This window comes from Bradyrhizobium sp. WBOS08 (assembly GCF_024585125.1).
GTDB classification, from domain to species: Bacteria; Pseudomonadota; Alphaproteobacteria; order Rhizobiales; family Xanthobacteraceae; genus Bradyrhizobium; species Bradyrhizobium japonicum_B.
On record NZ_CP028988.1, the window covers coordinates 2,216,509 to 2,231,634 of the forward strand.

The 15,126-nt window shown below is 65.3% G+C and carries 13 protein-coding genes; 5 read left to right on the forward strand and 8 right to left on the reverse strand.

What is annotated here, in order from left to right; genetic code table 11:
- Positions 1-24 precede the first annotated feature (24 nt).
- Entirely contained in the window at positions 25-642 is a 618-nt protein-coding gene (locus DCM80_RS10705; RefSeq protein WP_257196918.1) for a trans-aconitate 2-methyltransferase, read from the forward strand.
- Positions 643-749: 107 nt separating this feature from the next.
- On the opposite strand, the gene DCM80_RS10710 is transcribed toward DCM80_RS10705, so the two are convergent.
- Positions 750-1,637: a branched-chain amino acid aminotransferase gene (locus DCM80_RS10710; protein ID WP_257196919.1), complete on the reverse strand. Its 888-nt coding sequence runs from the start codon at positions 1,635-1,637 to the stop codon at positions 750-752.
- Between the two features lie 134 nt (positions 1,638-1,771).
- Between DCM80_RS10710 and DCM80_RS10715 the strand changes: the two genes are divergently transcribed.
- Positions 1,772-2,707 (forward strand): alpha/beta hydrolase, encoded by a 936-nt coding sequence (locus tag DCM80_RS10715; protein WP_257196920.1) that lies wholly within the window; start codon positions 1,772-1,774, stop codon positions 2,705-2,707.
- Between the two features lies 1 nt (position 2,708).
- Here the strand turns inward: DCM80_RS10715 and DCM80_RS10720 are convergent, their stop codons facing one another.
- On the reverse strand, positions 2,709-2,954 hold the full coding sequence (locus DCM80_RS10720) for a hypothetical protein (protein WP_257196921.1): 246 nt from the start codon (positions 2,952-2,954) through the stop codon (positions 2,709-2,711).
- A 204-nt stretch (positions 2,955-3,158) separates the two neighbouring features.
- Between DCM80_RS10720 and DCM80_RS10725 the strand changes: the two genes are divergently transcribed.
- Together DCM80_RS10725 and DCM80_RS10730 are read left to right on the forward strand one after the other, a co-directional pair.
- On the forward strand, positions 3,159-4,031 hold the full coding sequence (locus DCM80_RS10725; RefSeq protein ID WP_257196922.1) for a hypothetical protein: 873 nt from the start codon (positions 3,159-3,161) through the stop codon (positions 4,029-4,031).
- A 231-nt stretch (positions 4,032-4,262) separates the two neighbouring features.
- Positions 4,263-5,846, forward strand: coding sequence for a sensor domain-containing diguanylate cyclase (locus DCM80_RS10730; RefSeq protein WP_257196923.1), 1,584 nt, complete (start codon positions 4,263-4,265; stop codon positions 5,844-5,846).
- 13 nt (positions 5,847-5,859) lie between these two features.
- Here DCM80_RS10730 and DCM80_RS10735 read toward each other — a convergent pair whose 3' ends face one another.
- Both DCM80_RS10735 and DCM80_RS10740 read right to left on the reverse strand, forming a co-directional pair.
- Positions 5,860-7,020, reverse strand: a complete 1,161-nt coding sequence (locus DCM80_RS10735) for a PLP-dependent cysteine synthase family protein (protein ID WP_257197924.1) — start codon at positions 7,018-7,020, stop codon at positions 5,860-5,862.
- A gap of 68 nt (positions 7,021-7,088) precedes the next feature.
- Entirely contained in the window at positions 7,089-7,553 is a 465-nt protein-coding gene (locus DCM80_RS10740; protein WP_257178761.1) for an Lrp/AsnC family transcriptional regulator, read from the reverse strand.
- A gap of 158 nt (positions 7,554-7,711) precedes the next feature.
- Between DCM80_RS10740 and DCM80_RS10745 the strand changes: the two genes are divergently transcribed.
- Positions 7,712-8,728 (forward strand): 1-aminocyclopropane-1-carboxylate deaminase, encoded by a 1,017-nt coding sequence (locus DCM80_RS10745; protein WP_257196924.1) that lies wholly within the window; start codon positions 7,712-7,714, stop codon positions 8,726-8,728.
- A gap of 94 nt (positions 8,729-8,822) precedes the next feature.
- Here DCM80_RS10745 and recQ read toward each other — a convergent pair whose 3' ends face one another.
- The 4 genes from recQ to DCM80_RS10765 all read right to left on the reverse strand — a co-directional run bounded on the left by recQ (position 8,823) and on the right by DCM80_RS10765 (position 14,561).
- Complete coding sequence (gene recQ, locus DCM80_RS10750) at positions 8,823-10,688, reverse strand: DNA helicase RecQ (RefSeq protein WP_257196925.1); 1,866 nt, start codon at positions 10,686-10,688, stop codon at positions 8,823-8,825.
- Between the two features lie 707 nt (positions 10,689-11,395).
- Positions 11,396-12,142: a polysaccharide deacetylase family protein gene (locus tag DCM80_RS10755; protein WP_306594645.1), complete on the reverse strand. Its 747-nt coding sequence runs from the start codon at positions 12,140-12,142 to the stop codon at positions 11,396-11,398.
- 106 nt (positions 12,143-12,248) lie between these two features.
- The gene (locus DCM80_RS10760; RefSeq protein WP_257196927.1) at positions 12,249-13,247 is read right to left on the reverse strand and encodes a homoserine O-succinyltransferase; all 999 of its coding nucleotides are present in this window, start codon (positions 13,245-13,247) and stop codon (positions 12,249-12,251) included.
- A gap of 12 nt (positions 13,248-13,259) precedes the next feature.
- The gene (locus DCM80_RS10765) at positions 13,260-14,561 is read right to left on the reverse strand and encodes an O-acetylhomoserine aminocarboxypropyltransferase/cysteine synthase family protein (RefSeq protein ID WP_257196928.1); all 1,302 of its coding nucleotides are present in this window, start codon (positions 14,559-14,561) and stop codon (positions 13,260-13,262) included.
- Between the last annotated feature and the right edge of the window lie 565 nt (positions 14,562-15,126).

Sequence of the window (15,126 nt, forward strand, 5' to 3'; positions counted from 1 at the left end):
CCCGCTTGAGCCGGAGAATACAGGATGTCCGACCGAAGCTCCCATTGGGACAGCGTCTACGCCACCAAGGGCGAGGACGAGGTCAGCTGGTTTCAGGATAGCCCGTCGACCTCGCTCGCGATGATCCGGGCGAGCAATCCCGATCGCGGATCAGCCATCATCGATATCGGCGGCGGCGCTTCGCGTCTGGTCGATGCGCTGTTGGCTGACGGATATCGCGACGTTGCTGTGCTGGATCTGTCCGCCCATGCGCTTGACGCGGCGAAGAAGCGCATCGGCGCTGCCGCTTCGATGGTCGACTGGATCGTTGCCGATGCCACCAACTGGCAGCCGGCGAAGACCTACGACGTCTGGCACGACCGCGCCGCGTTCCACTTCCTGACCGACCCCGGCGACAGGGCGGCGTATGTCCAGCGCCTGCGGGCTGCGGTTGCGCCGGGCGGCCACGTCATCATCGCGACCTTTGCGCACGATGGTCCGGAGAAATGCAGCGGCCTGCCGGTGCAGCGCCATGACAGCGCCAGCCTCGCAGCCGAGCTCGGGCCGGGGTTCGAGCTGATCGAGACCCGCAGCGAGATGCACCAGACGCCGTGGGATTCGACGCAGGCGTTTCAGTTCAGCCGGTTTCGGAAGCGCAGATAGCTCCCGTCATGGCCGGGCTTGTCCCGGCCATCCACGCACCACGACGTCCTCAGAAGAACGTGGATGCCCGGGACAAGCCCCGGGCATGACGAGGGGAAATTGCGGGTTCAAGCCGCCAGCTTCATCGCATGCGCAAAGTCCCAATAGAGCTTTCGCGCCCTGGTGTAGAGCGGGCCCGGCTTCAGCTCGCGCTCGTCGATGCGGATCACCGGGGCGACCTTGGCGAAATTGCCGGTGGAGAAGATTTCGTCGGCAGCAAGGAAATCGGCATAGCGCAACGTCTTCTCGACCACATTGACGCCGTCGCCGCGAAGCAGGGCGATGACGCGCTGGCGCGTGATGCCGTTGAGGAACGTGCCGTTGGGAGCCGGCGTATAGACCACGCCGTCCTTGGCCATGAACACGTTGGAATTGCCGAACTCGGCGACGTTGCCGAGCATGTCCAGCATCAGCGCGTTCTGAAAGCCGCGCGAGGCGGCCTCCGCCAGCGCCCGCGAATTGTTCGGATAGAGGCAGGCCGCCTTCGCCTCGACCGGCGCGCATTCAGCGGTCGGGCGGCGGAACGGCGACAGGGTGATGGCGTTGCCGACCGGCTTTGGCATCGGCGCCTCGTAGATGCACAGGCACCAATTGGTGGTCTCGGGGTCGAACAGCACGCCGCCGCCCGAGCCGTTCTGCGCCCAATACATCGGACGGACGTAGAGCTCGGCATTGGCCGCAAAGCGCGCAATGCCCTCGCGCGCGAGCCCGAGCCAGGTGGCGGTATCGACCACCGGCTTCAGGCCGAAATTGATCGCGGATTGATTGGCGCGCGCGAGGTGACGGTCGAGATCGGGCGCGACGCCCTCGAACGCGCGCGCACCGTCGAATACCACAGAGCCGAGCCAGGCCGCGTGCGTGCGCGGGCCCATGATCGGCACGTTGCCGTCGTGCCATTTGCCCTCGAAGAAGGTCCAGCTCGGCGAATATTCGATCGGCTTCTTGATCTCGGCCATGACGGCCTCCCCTTGGAAATATAAGAGCACTATTGTCCCAATTCCTAAATGATTTGCTTTCGGACCAGCACCCTCTCCCGGCGGATAAAACGCGCCAAACAGGCTATAATGCGGGCAATGATACGGAGATTGCCATGCCGCTCGATCCGCTCGCAAAGCGCTTGTTGACCATGATGACCGCGGCCGCACCGCAGGCAAAGAGCCGGCCGAGCGTGGAGGCGCGGCGGCAATCGCTGGCCAAGCTGATGCAGTTCGCGCGTGCGGATGCGCCCGATGTGACGACGCGCGACGGCGTGCTGCCCGGCCGTGACGGCGACCTGCTCTATCGCCTCTACACGCCCGCAAATGCCGACGAGGTTGCACCGGGCTTCGTGTTCTTTCACGGCGGTGGCCTCGTCGCCGGCGGTATCGCCACGCATGACCGCATCGCGGCGGCGCTGGCGCATGCCACCGGCTGCCGCCTCATTTCCGTCGATTACCGGCTCGCGCCGGAGCACAGGTTTCCTGCCGCCATCGACGATGCCATCGCCGCCACCGAATGGGTCGCGCGCGAGGCCGCATCGCTCGGCATCGATGCGGACCGCCTGGTGGTCGGCGGCGATTCCGCCGGTGCAACGCTTGCCGCGATCGTGTGCCAGGAGGCGGCGCAGACCGCGGGCCTTGCCATCGCCGCGCAATGCCTGATCTGCCCGGTGCTGGATTTCGAGGAAACCTCGCCGTCGCGCGAGGCCTTTGCCGAGGGCCATCTGATCGACCGCGTCACGATCGAGGCCGATCTTTCCGACTATCTGCCTGAGGGCATCGACCCGGCCGATCCCCGCGTGTCTCCGCTGCGCGCCACGCGGCTCACAGGCCTGCCGACCGCGATCATCCACACCGCCGAGTACGACCCGATGCGCGATGAGGGCAATGCCTATGCCCGCAAGCTGCTCGCCGCGGGCGTCGCCGTCGAGCATGTCTGCCACGACGGCATGGTTCACAATTTCCACGCCATGGGCGCGATCCTGCCGCAGGCGCAGCTCGTGCTGTCACAGATCGGCGAGCAGGTGCGGCGAGCGGTGGAGAGGTAGATCACACCCGCGCGCCGAGCACGGCCCTCGCCGCCATGACATAGTCAGGCCAATGCGCGTCCGCATAGCGCTCCGCCTGGCGGGCGCAATTGACGTCGGGCGCATGCGCTGCGGCAATCATGCGCGCAAAGCGTTCTTCGGCAACCGTCGTGTCATCGCGCGCCGGCGCGGGTACCGCGGCCACGGCGGCCGGAGCGACGGCGAGTCCTGCCATTCCGGCGAGCAAGATGCGGCGTGTCGTGGTCATGGCTGGCGTCCTCCATTGTTCCGGCCTGCTCCGGCGGGCGAGCGGGCCGGTGCAGTCACGACAAGGTAGCCGCGCCCATCGATGCAGTCCATGGCTTGCGGATGGCGCTTGACCACGGCAGCGATCACGTTCCATCTAGCACGCGATTTCGCCCGCGCGTCGGATTGTCTCGTGTCTCCTCACCGCCCATCGCATCGTCCGAGCTTGCGCGCTGTCGCGATGGGACTGGCCGGCCTGACGATTTCGGCAGGCGCCGCCTTCTCGGCGGACGATGAGGAGGATGCAGCAGCGCAACCCGCGGTCCCGAACCTCTATCTCGATCTGCGCACGAGCTATGCGTCGGTTCCCGCGGGGACGTTCGGGCTCGGTTTCGGCACAACGTCGCTATCGGCCGCGCTGCAAGCCCTGGCGGTGCGTAGAGGCGCAACGTTGCCAAACGGCCTGCCGGCCGCGAAATCGATTGCCCTCGACCTGCCGCTCACCGTCGACGTCAACGACCGCGTCTCGCTGTATGGCGGCGTGTCGGGCTCGACGACCGACATTGGCGACGGCTGGTCGAGGTTCGACATCACGAGCTGGAACATCGGCGTGCAGGCCGACCTCTACCGGCAGGATGGCGGCGCGATCCCGACCATCACGTTGCAATCGACCTTGACGCAATCGGTGCCGAACGATCACGGCATGACGAATTCGCTCAACAACATCCTGGAATTCGACTACGCGCTCGACGAGGACGAGACGCGGGGCTGGCTGACCGGCGTGCAGCATACCTACACCACCATCGCCAGCCCGTTCGCCAGCATCCGGCCGAACACGATCCTCTATGCCGGCGGCTATTACCAATGGCCGAGCAACTGGAAATTCACCGGCCGCCTCGGCATGCAATCGTTCGGCGGCGCGCAGCTGGCGGGCCGGACGCTTGCGGAATCCTTCACGCAGCCGATCCTGCGGCTCGACCTCGATCGCATGGACGACAACGACAACCGCCTGTTCGGCATCACCGCACAGTTCGCCTGGACGCCGAAGCCGTCTTACCAGCTGACCCTGCGAACGCCGCTCTACGCGATCCGCAACTGACTTGGAGCATGGTGGACAGCTGGTAAAGCGGATCTCCCGCTTTCCGGACATCGCAAGGCGGTCGCAACAGCTGGGCATTGAAGATGAAGGACTTTCGCATCCGCTGCGGGCCCCCAGCGGCTCCTTCTGAGCGTTGGCGTGTCGGCTAGTTCCCTCGCCTAGAGCCCCATCCAGTTACCTCTCGGCAATATGCTTGCGACAGACTGTGCCGAAGCACACGGGAGGCTGCGAATGTCCCATCTGGTTCCGGAACGGACGCTACTTGCTGGGAAGATCTTCTTCAATTTCGGCCAGTCGTCGATCGATTGCGTCGTGCGCCGGCTGACCGAAGAGGCGGCGACGCTCGAGATGGAGAGCGGCCTCGGCGTGCCCGAGCGCTTCCAGCTCAGGCTGGCAGGGCGCGAGGTCCTGACCTGCCGGGTGGTCTGGCGATCGGACCGCCAGGTCGGCGTCGCCTTCGAACGGCCGGACAGCGTTGAGCGCCTGGCTGGCGAGGAGCGGGAGCGCTCGTCCGACGCGCTGATGCGCGGCCAGATGCTCGCGCTTCGCGCAGCGCTTGATTTCGTCCCGCTCGGCATCGTGCTGCTGGATGCAAAGCTCCGCGCAAAGCTGATCAATCGCGCGTTCCGCCAGATGTGGCGGTTGCCGGATGAAGTCGCCGAGAGCTGTCCGTCGTTCGTGACGCTGATGCATCACGGCCGCGATACTCTCGCTTACGAGGTTCCACAGACCGAACTCGATGCCTACGTCGCCGAGCGGGTCCGTCACGTTCAGGCGGGCGACGCCTCGCCGCTTGATCTGCGCCGCTCCAGTGGAGACGTCGTTCGGATGCAATGCACGCCGCTGCCCGACGGCGGGCGAATGCTGACCTATACGCCCGTCACCGACATCGTGCGCTATTCCGACGAGCTGAAGTTGCTGCGCGACGCGCTGGAAAATGTCGAGGACGGCGTGCTGCTGCTCGATCGCGATCTCAACGCCAGCTTCATGAACCGACGGATGCGACGGTTCTGGGACGTGAGCGAACAGGAGGCGGAGCGCCGACCGACCTATGCATCACTGGTGAGCCGGGTCCATCGCGCCAGCGCACCGGATCTTCCGGCAAATGAGCTGACGAAATTTCCAGCCAGGCGGGTCGCAGAGGTCAAGGCCGGCGACCATGTGCGCGACCTGCAGACGCCGGACGGAAGGCGCATCAGGGCTCATTGCACCACGATGTGGAACGGCGGCCGCATGCTGACCTATGTCGACATCACCGACCTGATGCAAAAGGCCGCGATGCTGGAGACGCTCGCCACCACCGATCCGCTCACCGGCCTCTACAACCGCCGCCACTTTCTCGACAGCCTCGAGGCCGAATGGAGCCGGTTCCAGCGCTATTATCGCTCCGTCTCGGTGCTGATGCTGGACATCGACCACTTCAAATCAGTCAACGACCGCTACGGCCATGCGGTGGGCGACGCCGCGATCAGGGCGGTTGGGGCCGCGTGCCTCGACGGCAAGCGCAAATCGGACATCGTCGGCCGCCTCGGCGGCGAGGAGTTCGCCGTGCTGCTGCCTGAGACCAGCCTGTCACGTGCGAGGACTGTCGCCGATCGCATCCGCAAGCGCGTGATGGGCGCGCAGATCGTCGCCGGCGAGATCCGGTTCGGCGTCACCGTGAGCATCGGCATCGCAGAGGCCACCGTCAGCATGTCCGGCATCGACGCGCTGATGGGCGCGGCCGATCATGCGCTCTATCAGGCCAAGGCGGAGGGCCGCAATCGCTGCGTTGCCTTCGTGGCCCCGGCGCCGGCAAGCAAGGCGGCGGAGTGATCGAACGACGCCGCTATCGTGGCGGCGGAACGTCGAACACGCTTTGGGGATTTGCAACGTCGTCGACGACAAGCGTCAACGGCTCGCCCGTCGCGAGAAACGACGACAGCGCCGCCTCGAACGGAGCCGGATCGAGCCCGCGCGCCTTCAGCCATTCGGGCTCGTAATAGGTTTGCCGGTAGCGCTCGCCGGAATCGCAGATCAACGTCACCAGCGACCCCACGATGTTCGCCTGGCGCATCTCCGAGGCCAGCCGGCACAGCGCCAGGAAATTGGTGCCGGTGGAGCCGCCCACCGGACGGCGCAGCCGGCGCGACAACACGTTCATCGCCGCGATCGTTGCCGCGTCCGGAATCTTCATCATGCGGTCGACCACTTCGGGCACGAAGGAGGGCTCGCAACGGGGACGGCCGACGCCCTCGATCAGCGACGGACGATCGCAGACGTGAGAGCGGTCCTGCGAGCGGAAGCAGTCGAAGAAAGCGGAATGCTCGACGTCGGCGACGCACAGACGTGTCGGATATTGCCGATAGCGCAAATAGCGTCCGATCGTGGCCGAGGTGCCACCGGTGCCCGCGCCCATCACGATCCAGTCGGGCAGCGGGCGCGGCTCGCCCTGCAATTGCGTGAAGATCGATTCGGCGATGTTGTTGTTGCCGCGCCAATCGGTGGCACGCTCGGCGAAGGTGAACTGGTCCATGTAGTGACCGCTCAGACGCGAGGCGAGCGCGGCGGCTTCCGCATACAGCGCCCGGCCGTCGTCGATTAGATGGCAATTGCCGCCATAATGCTCGATGGCGGCGATCTTCTCCGCCGAGGTCGTGCGCGGCATCACGGCGTAGAAGGGCACGCCGATCATCTCTGCGAAATAGGCCTCCGACACCGCAGTCGATCCCGACGAGGCCTCGACCACGGGCGTGCCTTCGCGGATGTGGCCGTTGCAGAGCGCGTAGAGGAACAGCGAGCGCGCCAGGCGATGCTTCAGGCTGCCGGTCGGATGGGTGGACTCGTCCTTCAGATAGATGTCGATGCCTGACAGCGCCGGCACGATCAGCCGGATCAGGTGCGTATCGGCGGTGCGGCACTGGTCGGCCTCGATCGCGGCCACGGCCTCATCGACCCAGCCGCGCCGATAGGCAGGCCCGGCCGGGTGGCGGAAGGGAGGCGGCTCCATCGGCATGACCAGGCGATTCCTCGAAAAACTGATGTCCATCTAGCACGCGGGCGGCTTGCGTACCGCGCTCAAAATTCCAGCGGCGCGTTGTCGACGACTTCCTTCATCACGAAGAAGGTGCGGGTCTGGCGCACGCCGGGCAGCGCGATCAACTGCTCGCCGTGGATGCGGTTGAAATCCTCCATGTCGCCGACGCGGATCTTCAGGAAATAGTCGAAGTCGCCGGCGACGAGGTGGCAGTCGAGCACGAATTTCAGCCTGGCGATCGCCTGCTCGAAGCTGGCAAAGCTTTCCGGCGTGGAGCGGTCGAGTACGACCCCGACCATCACCAGCGTGCCCTTGGCCACCTTCTTGGGGGCAACCATGGCGCGGACGGCCGCGATGAACCCGTCCTCGAACAGGCGCTGGGTCCGGCGATGGCATGTGGCGGGGCTGATCGCGACCGTCTCGGCCAGCTCGGCGTTACTGAGCCGCCCATTATTTTGCAATAATCTCAGGATCTTGAGGTCGATACGATCCAGACGAGCCGACATGAAAGAAGCTTCCATTACTTGGCGGTATATCGGAAGAACTATTAGCCAGTAGCGCCATTAGCGTAAGACATACCGCAACATCAGCGCAACATTCGGGAGCACATTTCGCTCGTGCGATGCTAGGCAGCTGCCGCCATCAACGCCATTCGGGATGATCCATGAAGCTCGACAAATTTCCGCGCTATCCCCTGACCTTCGGCCCGACCCCCATCGAGAAGCTGGAGCGGCTGTCCAAACATCTCGGCGGCAATGTCGAGATCTATGCCAAGCGCGAGGACTGCAATTCCGGGCTCGCCTATGGCGGCAACAAGCTGCGCAAGCTCGAATACATCATCCCCGATGCGATCGCCTCCAACGCCGACACCCTGGTCTCGATCGGCGGCGTGCAATCGAACCACACCCGCATGATCGCGGCGGTCGCGGCCAAGATCGGCATGAAGTGCCGCCTGGTGCAGGAAGCCTGGGTGCCGCACGAGGACGCCGTCTATGACCGCGTCGGCAACATCATGCTGTCGCGCATCATGGGCGCCGACGTGCGCCTGGTCGACGACGGCTTCGACATCGGCATCCGCAAGAGCTGGGAGCAGGCGATCGAGGAGGTGAAGGCCGCGGGCGGCAAGCCTTACGCCATTCCCGCCGGCGCCTCCGTGCACAAATTCGGCGGGCTCGGCTATGTCGGCTTCGCCGAGGAAGTGCGCAAGCAGGAAGCCGAGCTCGGCTTCAAGTTCGATTACATCATCGTCTGCACGGTGACCGGCTCCACCCATGCCGGCATGCTGGTCGGCTTCGCCGCCGATGGCCGCGCTCGCAAGGTGATCGGTATCGACGCCTCGTTCACGCCTGATCAGACCAAGGCGCAGGTGCTCGAGATCGCGCAGAACACCGCTGGGCTCGTCGAGCTCGGCCAGGAGCTCGTCGCTGAGGACGTCGTGCTGATCGAAGACTACGCCTATCCCGCCTATGGCGTGCCCTCGGAAGAGACCAAGGAGGCCATCCGCCTGACCGCGCGTCTCGAAGGCATGATCACCGACCCTGTCTACGAGGGCAAGTCGATGCAGGGCCTGATCGATCTGGCGAAGAAGGGCTATTTCGAGAAGGGCGCGAAGATCCTCTACGCCCATCTCGGCGGCGCCCCCGCGCTGAACGGCTACGCGTATGCGTTCAGGAACGGGTGAGTGAGGGCGCAGCTTTCTCCTCACACATCGCTGTCGTCCCGGACAAGCGCGCTTGTCCGGGATGACGTGTTGAGGGAGTTGAGCGCACCAACACCTACCGCGTCCTGACGATCTGCAGCAGCTCGTCGCCGTAATGCTCGAGCTTCTTGTCGCCGATGCCGGGGATATTGCGGAGCTCGTCGAGAGTTGTCGGCCAGGCCCGGACGATGCCGTCGATGGTGGCATCGTGCAGCACCACATAGGCCGGCACGCCGCGCTCGCGCGCGACCTCCGAACGCCACGAGCGCAGCCGCGCGCGCAGCTCGGGATCGACATCGCCTGGCGCGGCGTCGGCGGCGGGCGCGAGGTCGCCGCGGCGTGACTTGCCGCGGCTCGCGCGAATGCGCGTGCCGGGCGCCTCCTCGCGCAGCCACACTTCGGTCTCGCCGCGCAGCACGCCGCGCGCGGTCTCGGTCAGCTTCAGCGCACCGAACGCCTCGCTGTCACTGCGCAAATGGCCCATCGCCACCAGCTGCCGCAGCACGGTGCGCCACTGCTTCTCGTTGAGCTCGCGCCCGATGCCGAACACCGACAATTTGTCGTGGCCGAACTGCGTCACCTTCTCGGTCAGGCGCCCGACCAGCACGTCGATCAGGTGCATCGCGCCAAAACGCTGGCCGGTGCGATAGACGCAGGACAGCAGCTTCTGCGCCAGCACCTTGCCGTCGCGCATCTTCGGCGGCGTCAGGCAATTGTCGCAATTGCCGCAATGCTCGCTCATCACGATCTCGCCGAAATAGGCGAGCAGCCGCCGGCGCCGGCAGTGCGGCGTTTCGGCCAGGCCGACCAGCGCATCGAGCTTGCCGATCGAGACACGCTTGAATTCGTCGGAGGCGCTGGACTCGTCGATCATGCGGCGCTGCTGCACGATGTCCGACAGCCCATAGGCCATCCAGGCCGCCGACGGCTTGCCGTCGCGGCCGGCGCGGCCCGTCTCCTGATAATAGGCCTCGATGCTCTTGGGCAGGTCGAGATGGGCGACGAAGCGGACGTCCGGCTTGTCGATGCCCATGCCGAAGGCGACGGTCGCAACGATGACGATGCCGTCCTCATTGAGAAAGCGGTCCTGGTTGCGCGAGCGCAACGCCCCGTCGAGCCCGGCATGATAGGGCAGCGCCGCGATGCCGGCGTCCTGAAGCGCGGCGGCGACCTCCTCGACGCGGTTGCGCGACAGGCAATAGACCACGCCGGCGTCGCCCGCATGCCGCTCCCGGATGAACTCCTTCAGCTGCGACACCGCGTTGCGCTTGTCGACGATCTCGTAGCGGATGTTCGGCCGGTCGAAGCTCGAGACGAATTGCGGCGCATCCGCGAGCTGAAGCCGCGCGACGATCTCCTTGCGCGTCAGCTCGTCGGCGGTCGCCGTCAGCGCGATGCGCGGCACGTCCGGAAAGCGCTCGGCGATGATCGAGAGGCCGACATATTCGGGGCGGAAGTCATGGCCCCATTGCGAGACGCAATGCGCCTCGTCGATCGCAAACAGCGCCACCTTCGCTTGCGCCAGCAGCGACAGGCAGCGCGGCGTGACCAGGCGTTCCGGGGCGACATAGAGCAGATCGAGATCGCCCGCGAGCAGGCGGCGCTCGATATCGGAGGCTTCCTGCGGCGTCAGCGACGAGTTCAGCGCGGCAGCGTTGACGCCGGCCTCGATCAGCCCGGCGACCTGATCGCGCATCAACGCGATCAACGGCGACACCACGATGCCGCAGCCTTCGCGCAGCAGCGAGGGAAGCTGATAGCACAGCGACTTGCCGCCGCCGGTCGGCATCAGCACAAGGCAATTGCCGCCTTCAGTGACATGCCGGATGATCTCGCCCTGGGCGCCGCGAAACCCCGGCAGACCGAACACCGAATGCAGCACCGACAGCGCGTCGCGGCCGTTGGCCGGCGCAGGGAGCGGAGCGGTGGAGGGAGCGGACATGCGGAACAGATCAGGCCGTGAGATTCGTCACAACGCCAGTCGCATGCTGGCGCGGACGTGGCAAGAGCGTTTGCGGAACTTGCACCGCTGCGTCCTCTGCCTCTCCCCGTTCTTACGGGGAGAGGGTTGGGGTGAGGGGCATCTATCCGCGCATGAGATCGCCGATGATCCTGTACCCCCTCACCCGGATCGCATCTAACGATGCGATCCGACCTCTCCCCGCAAGCGGCAGGGCAGTCGCATATGGGAGCGATCTCGCCTGTGGCCATCCTTCGAGACGCCCGCCGTTGGCGGGCCCTCAGGATGAGGACCAGGTGCGCGGCACCAGTTTCAACGTGCACCAATGCTGCTTAGCCTCATCCTGAGCCGCCAGCGCCAAAACCGGCACTGCACACGGACCATGAACACGGTATCGTTGGCTGCGGAGCGCCGCCGGGAGACAGTGTGGCTGCTTGATCCTCTGGTGCGCCTGGTTGCCCGGCGTGGCTCAATACGAGGAGAAAGTATTGGAAACCAAACACCGCATTCTGCGCCGGCTGGCTCGTCAGCTCGGTCAGCAAATCATTCCCTATCCAGCCACCGGCGCCTAATCGGTGTTCATGGAGAGGAGACCGCGAAAGCGGTCGTCTCGAAGGACGAGGCGCGCGCTCAGGTCTCGCAAAGCGCCATATGCGATCACCCTGACGCAAGCGAGGAGAGATGAAGAGCTACGCCCCGATTCGCCGCAGCGCCTCTGCGACCGTCACGATCGGCATGTTGCGCCTTCCGGCGGCCTCAAGCGCGTGACGCAGCAGGTCCGGCGTGCAGCCATAGGGGCTCGGCGCGCTCGCAACGTCGTGACCATAGAAGATCAGCCATCCGCCGCGCGCGACCGCTTCGTCGAAATAGCGATCGATGCCCGCTCGATCGGTCTCGCAATCGACCAGGGGCGAGGCGCGCAGGAACTGCAGGTCGATGACGCCGCTGTTGACGCCGGGAAGGATGCCACGGGCCGAGCGGAAGGTCCTGGCGAGCTGCGGCTTGCGCCAGACCGAGGCAAGTCCGTAGGGATAGGCGAAATTCTCCAGCGTGATCGAGGAATCGATCGCGCGAAAATACGCCCGGTTCCGCTCGATCTCGCGCGCCATGGCGGCCTCGTCGAGATCGGCCGAGCTCTTGTGCGAGAAGGTATGGCAGGCAATCTCGTGACCGGCGCGATGAAGCCGGACGATCGCGTCGTTCGACATGCCGTGCCAGTGGTCCGACGGCTGACCGATCAGGCTGCCGGCAAGATAAAACGTGCCCCGGCCGCCGTGCTTCTCGAGAAGCGCGGCGCCCTCGCCAGCGGCGCTGTCGGGAGCATCGTCGAAGGTGAAGCTCACGATCGGCGTATGGGACGCAGGCAGCCGGTGCGGCGCGGCACGGAAATGCCGGGCCAGCCGATTGCTCACGCGTCCCTGGAGTGCCGACCACACGACTGCGTTTCCCGTGATGTGTTTATTTCCGCACTGAAACATTCGCGCGCCGGCTGAGGCAAGCCTAACGCTCGGGTAATCCTAACGCAGGACCAATATCCATTGGCTAGCGCGCGGCGACCGGCCCGCCGGCTTCCACGCTGAGATACCGCAACCAATTGCGGAAAAGCACTGCCGCCGCGCTGCCGGCCCCGATATCGGCGCGCAAATGCAGTCCCGGCAGCTCGTTGGTGAGCGCCGGATGGCGCTGGTGCGCCGCCTTCTTCTGGAAGCGGGCCAGCTTCTCCTCCGTCGCTGCGTCAAAATAGCTCACGGGCAGGCGCGGATAGGTCTCGCGCTCCCGCGCCAGGTAGCGGCCGATGTCGCGCAGATATTCGCGCTGGAGCGATAGCGCGTCGTATTCCGGATGTCCCTGGAAGAACACGAAGCGGCTGGCATATTGGCGCGTGAAGACGTCGACGCCGGCCTGGGCCGAACGTGTCAGCACCTGATAACCGGCCTGCACCAGGTCGCTTTCCACGATCTCGTTCAGCCGCGAATGCGAGACCTTCAGCGGCGCCGGCGCGGTGCGCGTCAACGGATCGCGCCTCACCAATTCGCAATCGAAGATGCCGTGGCATTTCGCCGGCAGCCGCCGCCGCGCGATGCCGTCGAGGTGCAGCACCGCCGCGTGCGCGGCGAGGCACGACCATATCGTCGAGCGCGTGTTGGCCTTGGCCCAGTCGATCAGCTCGGTGAGGTCGCGCCAGTACGGCTCCTGGTCGAGCTCGGGCGCGACGGGCTCCGCGCCGGTCACGATCAAGCCGTCGAATTTCTGGCGCTTGAGGTCCGAAAGGTCGGAATACTCGCTCTCGACGTGCCACCTCGCTTCCGGCGACCGCTTCACGCTCGGAAGCGAGAAGCAGTGGAAGCGGATGCGGTGCGGGCCGGCGGCGGCCTGGAGCAGCTTCATGAACTGCCGCTCGGTCGCCTTCAGCGCCGGATCCGGCATGTTGTTGACGAGCCCGATCGTGAGCTCGGCGCCGCGATCGTGCGCGAGATCGGACTCGGTCGGCACCAATGCCGGCCCCAAGATGACTTGATCCCTGTCGATCAGGATCGTCATGGGCGCGTCCGCCTACTCCGCGGCCTCGAGGCGCGCCGACCGGCAGGCCTTGTCCAGCGCCTGGTCGATGTCCTCGATGATATCAGAGACGTGCTCGATGCCGATCGAGAGCCGGATGGTCTCCGGCAGCACGCCGGCAAGGCGCTGCTGCTCCGCCGACATCTGGCGGTGGGTGGTCGAGGCCGGATGGCAGGCCAGCGACTTGGCATCGCCGATATTGACGAGCCGCGTGATCAGCTTCAGCGCATCATAGAAGGTCTTGCCGGCCTCCATGCCGCCCTTGATGCCGAAGGTGAACAGCGAGGAGGCGTTGCCGTCGAGATATTTCTGCACCAGCGGATAATAGGGGCTGTCGGGAAAGCCGCTGTAGTTGACCCAGGCGACGCGCGAATCCTTGCGGAGGAATTCGGCGACCTTGCGGGCGTTCTCGACATGACGCTCCATGCGCAGCGCCACGGTCTCGATGCCCTGGAGCAGCAGGAAGGCGTTGAACGGCGACAGCACCGAGCCCATGGTGCGCTGATAGACGCTGCGCGCCCGCTCGATGTAGGCGGTGCGTCCGAAACGCTCGGCATAGACCAGGCCGTGATAGGAGGCATCGGGCTTGTTGTAGGCCGGGAAACGTTCGGCATGCTTCGCCCACGGGAAGTTGCCGGAATCGACGATGGCGCCGCCGAGCGTGGTGCCGTGACCGCCCAGGAACTTGGTCAGCGAGTGCACGGCGATGTCGGCGCCGTAGTCGAACGGCTTGAGCAGGATCGGCGTGGCCACGGTGTTGTCGACGATCAGCGGCACGCCATGCGCGTGCGCGACCTTGGCCAGCGCCTCGATATCGCAGACATTGCCGGCGGGATTGCCGATGGTCTCGGCGAACACGGCACGGGTGTTCTCGTCGATCAGCTTCTCGATCGCCTCCGGCCTGTCGCTCTCGGCGAAGCGGCCGGTGATGCCCTGCCTTGGCAGAATGTGCGAGAGCAAAGTATGCGTCGTGCCGTAAAGCTGCGGCACGGAAACGATGTTGCCGCCGTGGTCGGCGACGTTGACGAAGGCGAAATGCAGCGCCGCCTGGCCGGTGGCGACCGCGAGCGCGCCGACGCCACCTTCGAGCTGAGCGATGCGCTTCTCCAGCACCGCGCTGGTCGGATTGGCGATGCGGCTGTAGCGAAAGCCCTCGGTCTCGAGGTTGAAGAGCGCCGCGCCGTGGTCGGCGCTGTCGAAAGCATAGGCCGCGGTCTGGTAGATCGGCACGGCGACCGCATGCGTGGTCGCTTCGGGCTCGTAACCGGCGTGAATAGCGATCGTCTCGTTGCGCATCGTGCCACCTCCGCGTGGAGCGGTCCGCACTTATTGGCCTAGAATGAGGCATGTGCGTTGTCCGCCGTTCCTCTGTTAGAGGCGGGTGGTAAAGCGGACAATAATTCGCATAGAGATCGAGGAAGTAACCCTAATGCTTGTCGGCGAATTGGCTGGAATTCGGGTTAAAGCGGATTAACGAATGCGCGCCCCTCGCTCAAAAGGGTAAGGAAATCGCATACGACATTTGCGCGACCGGAGCGCGCGCCTCGTCCTTCGAGACGACCGCTTCGCGGTCTCCTCTCCATGAACACCGATTAGGCGCCGGTGGCTGGATAGGGAATGATTTGCTGACCGAGCTGACGAGCCAGCCGGCGCAGAATGCGGTGTTTGGTTTCCAATACTTTCTCCTCGTATTGAGCCACGCCGGGCAACCAGGCGCACCAGAGGATCAAGCAGCCACACTGTCTCCCGGCGGCGCTCCGCAGCCAACGATACCGTGTTCATGGTCCGTGTGCAGTGCCGGTTTTGGCGCTGGCGGCTCAGGATGAGGCGAAGCAACGTCCGTCCTCGTTGAACCTGCAGC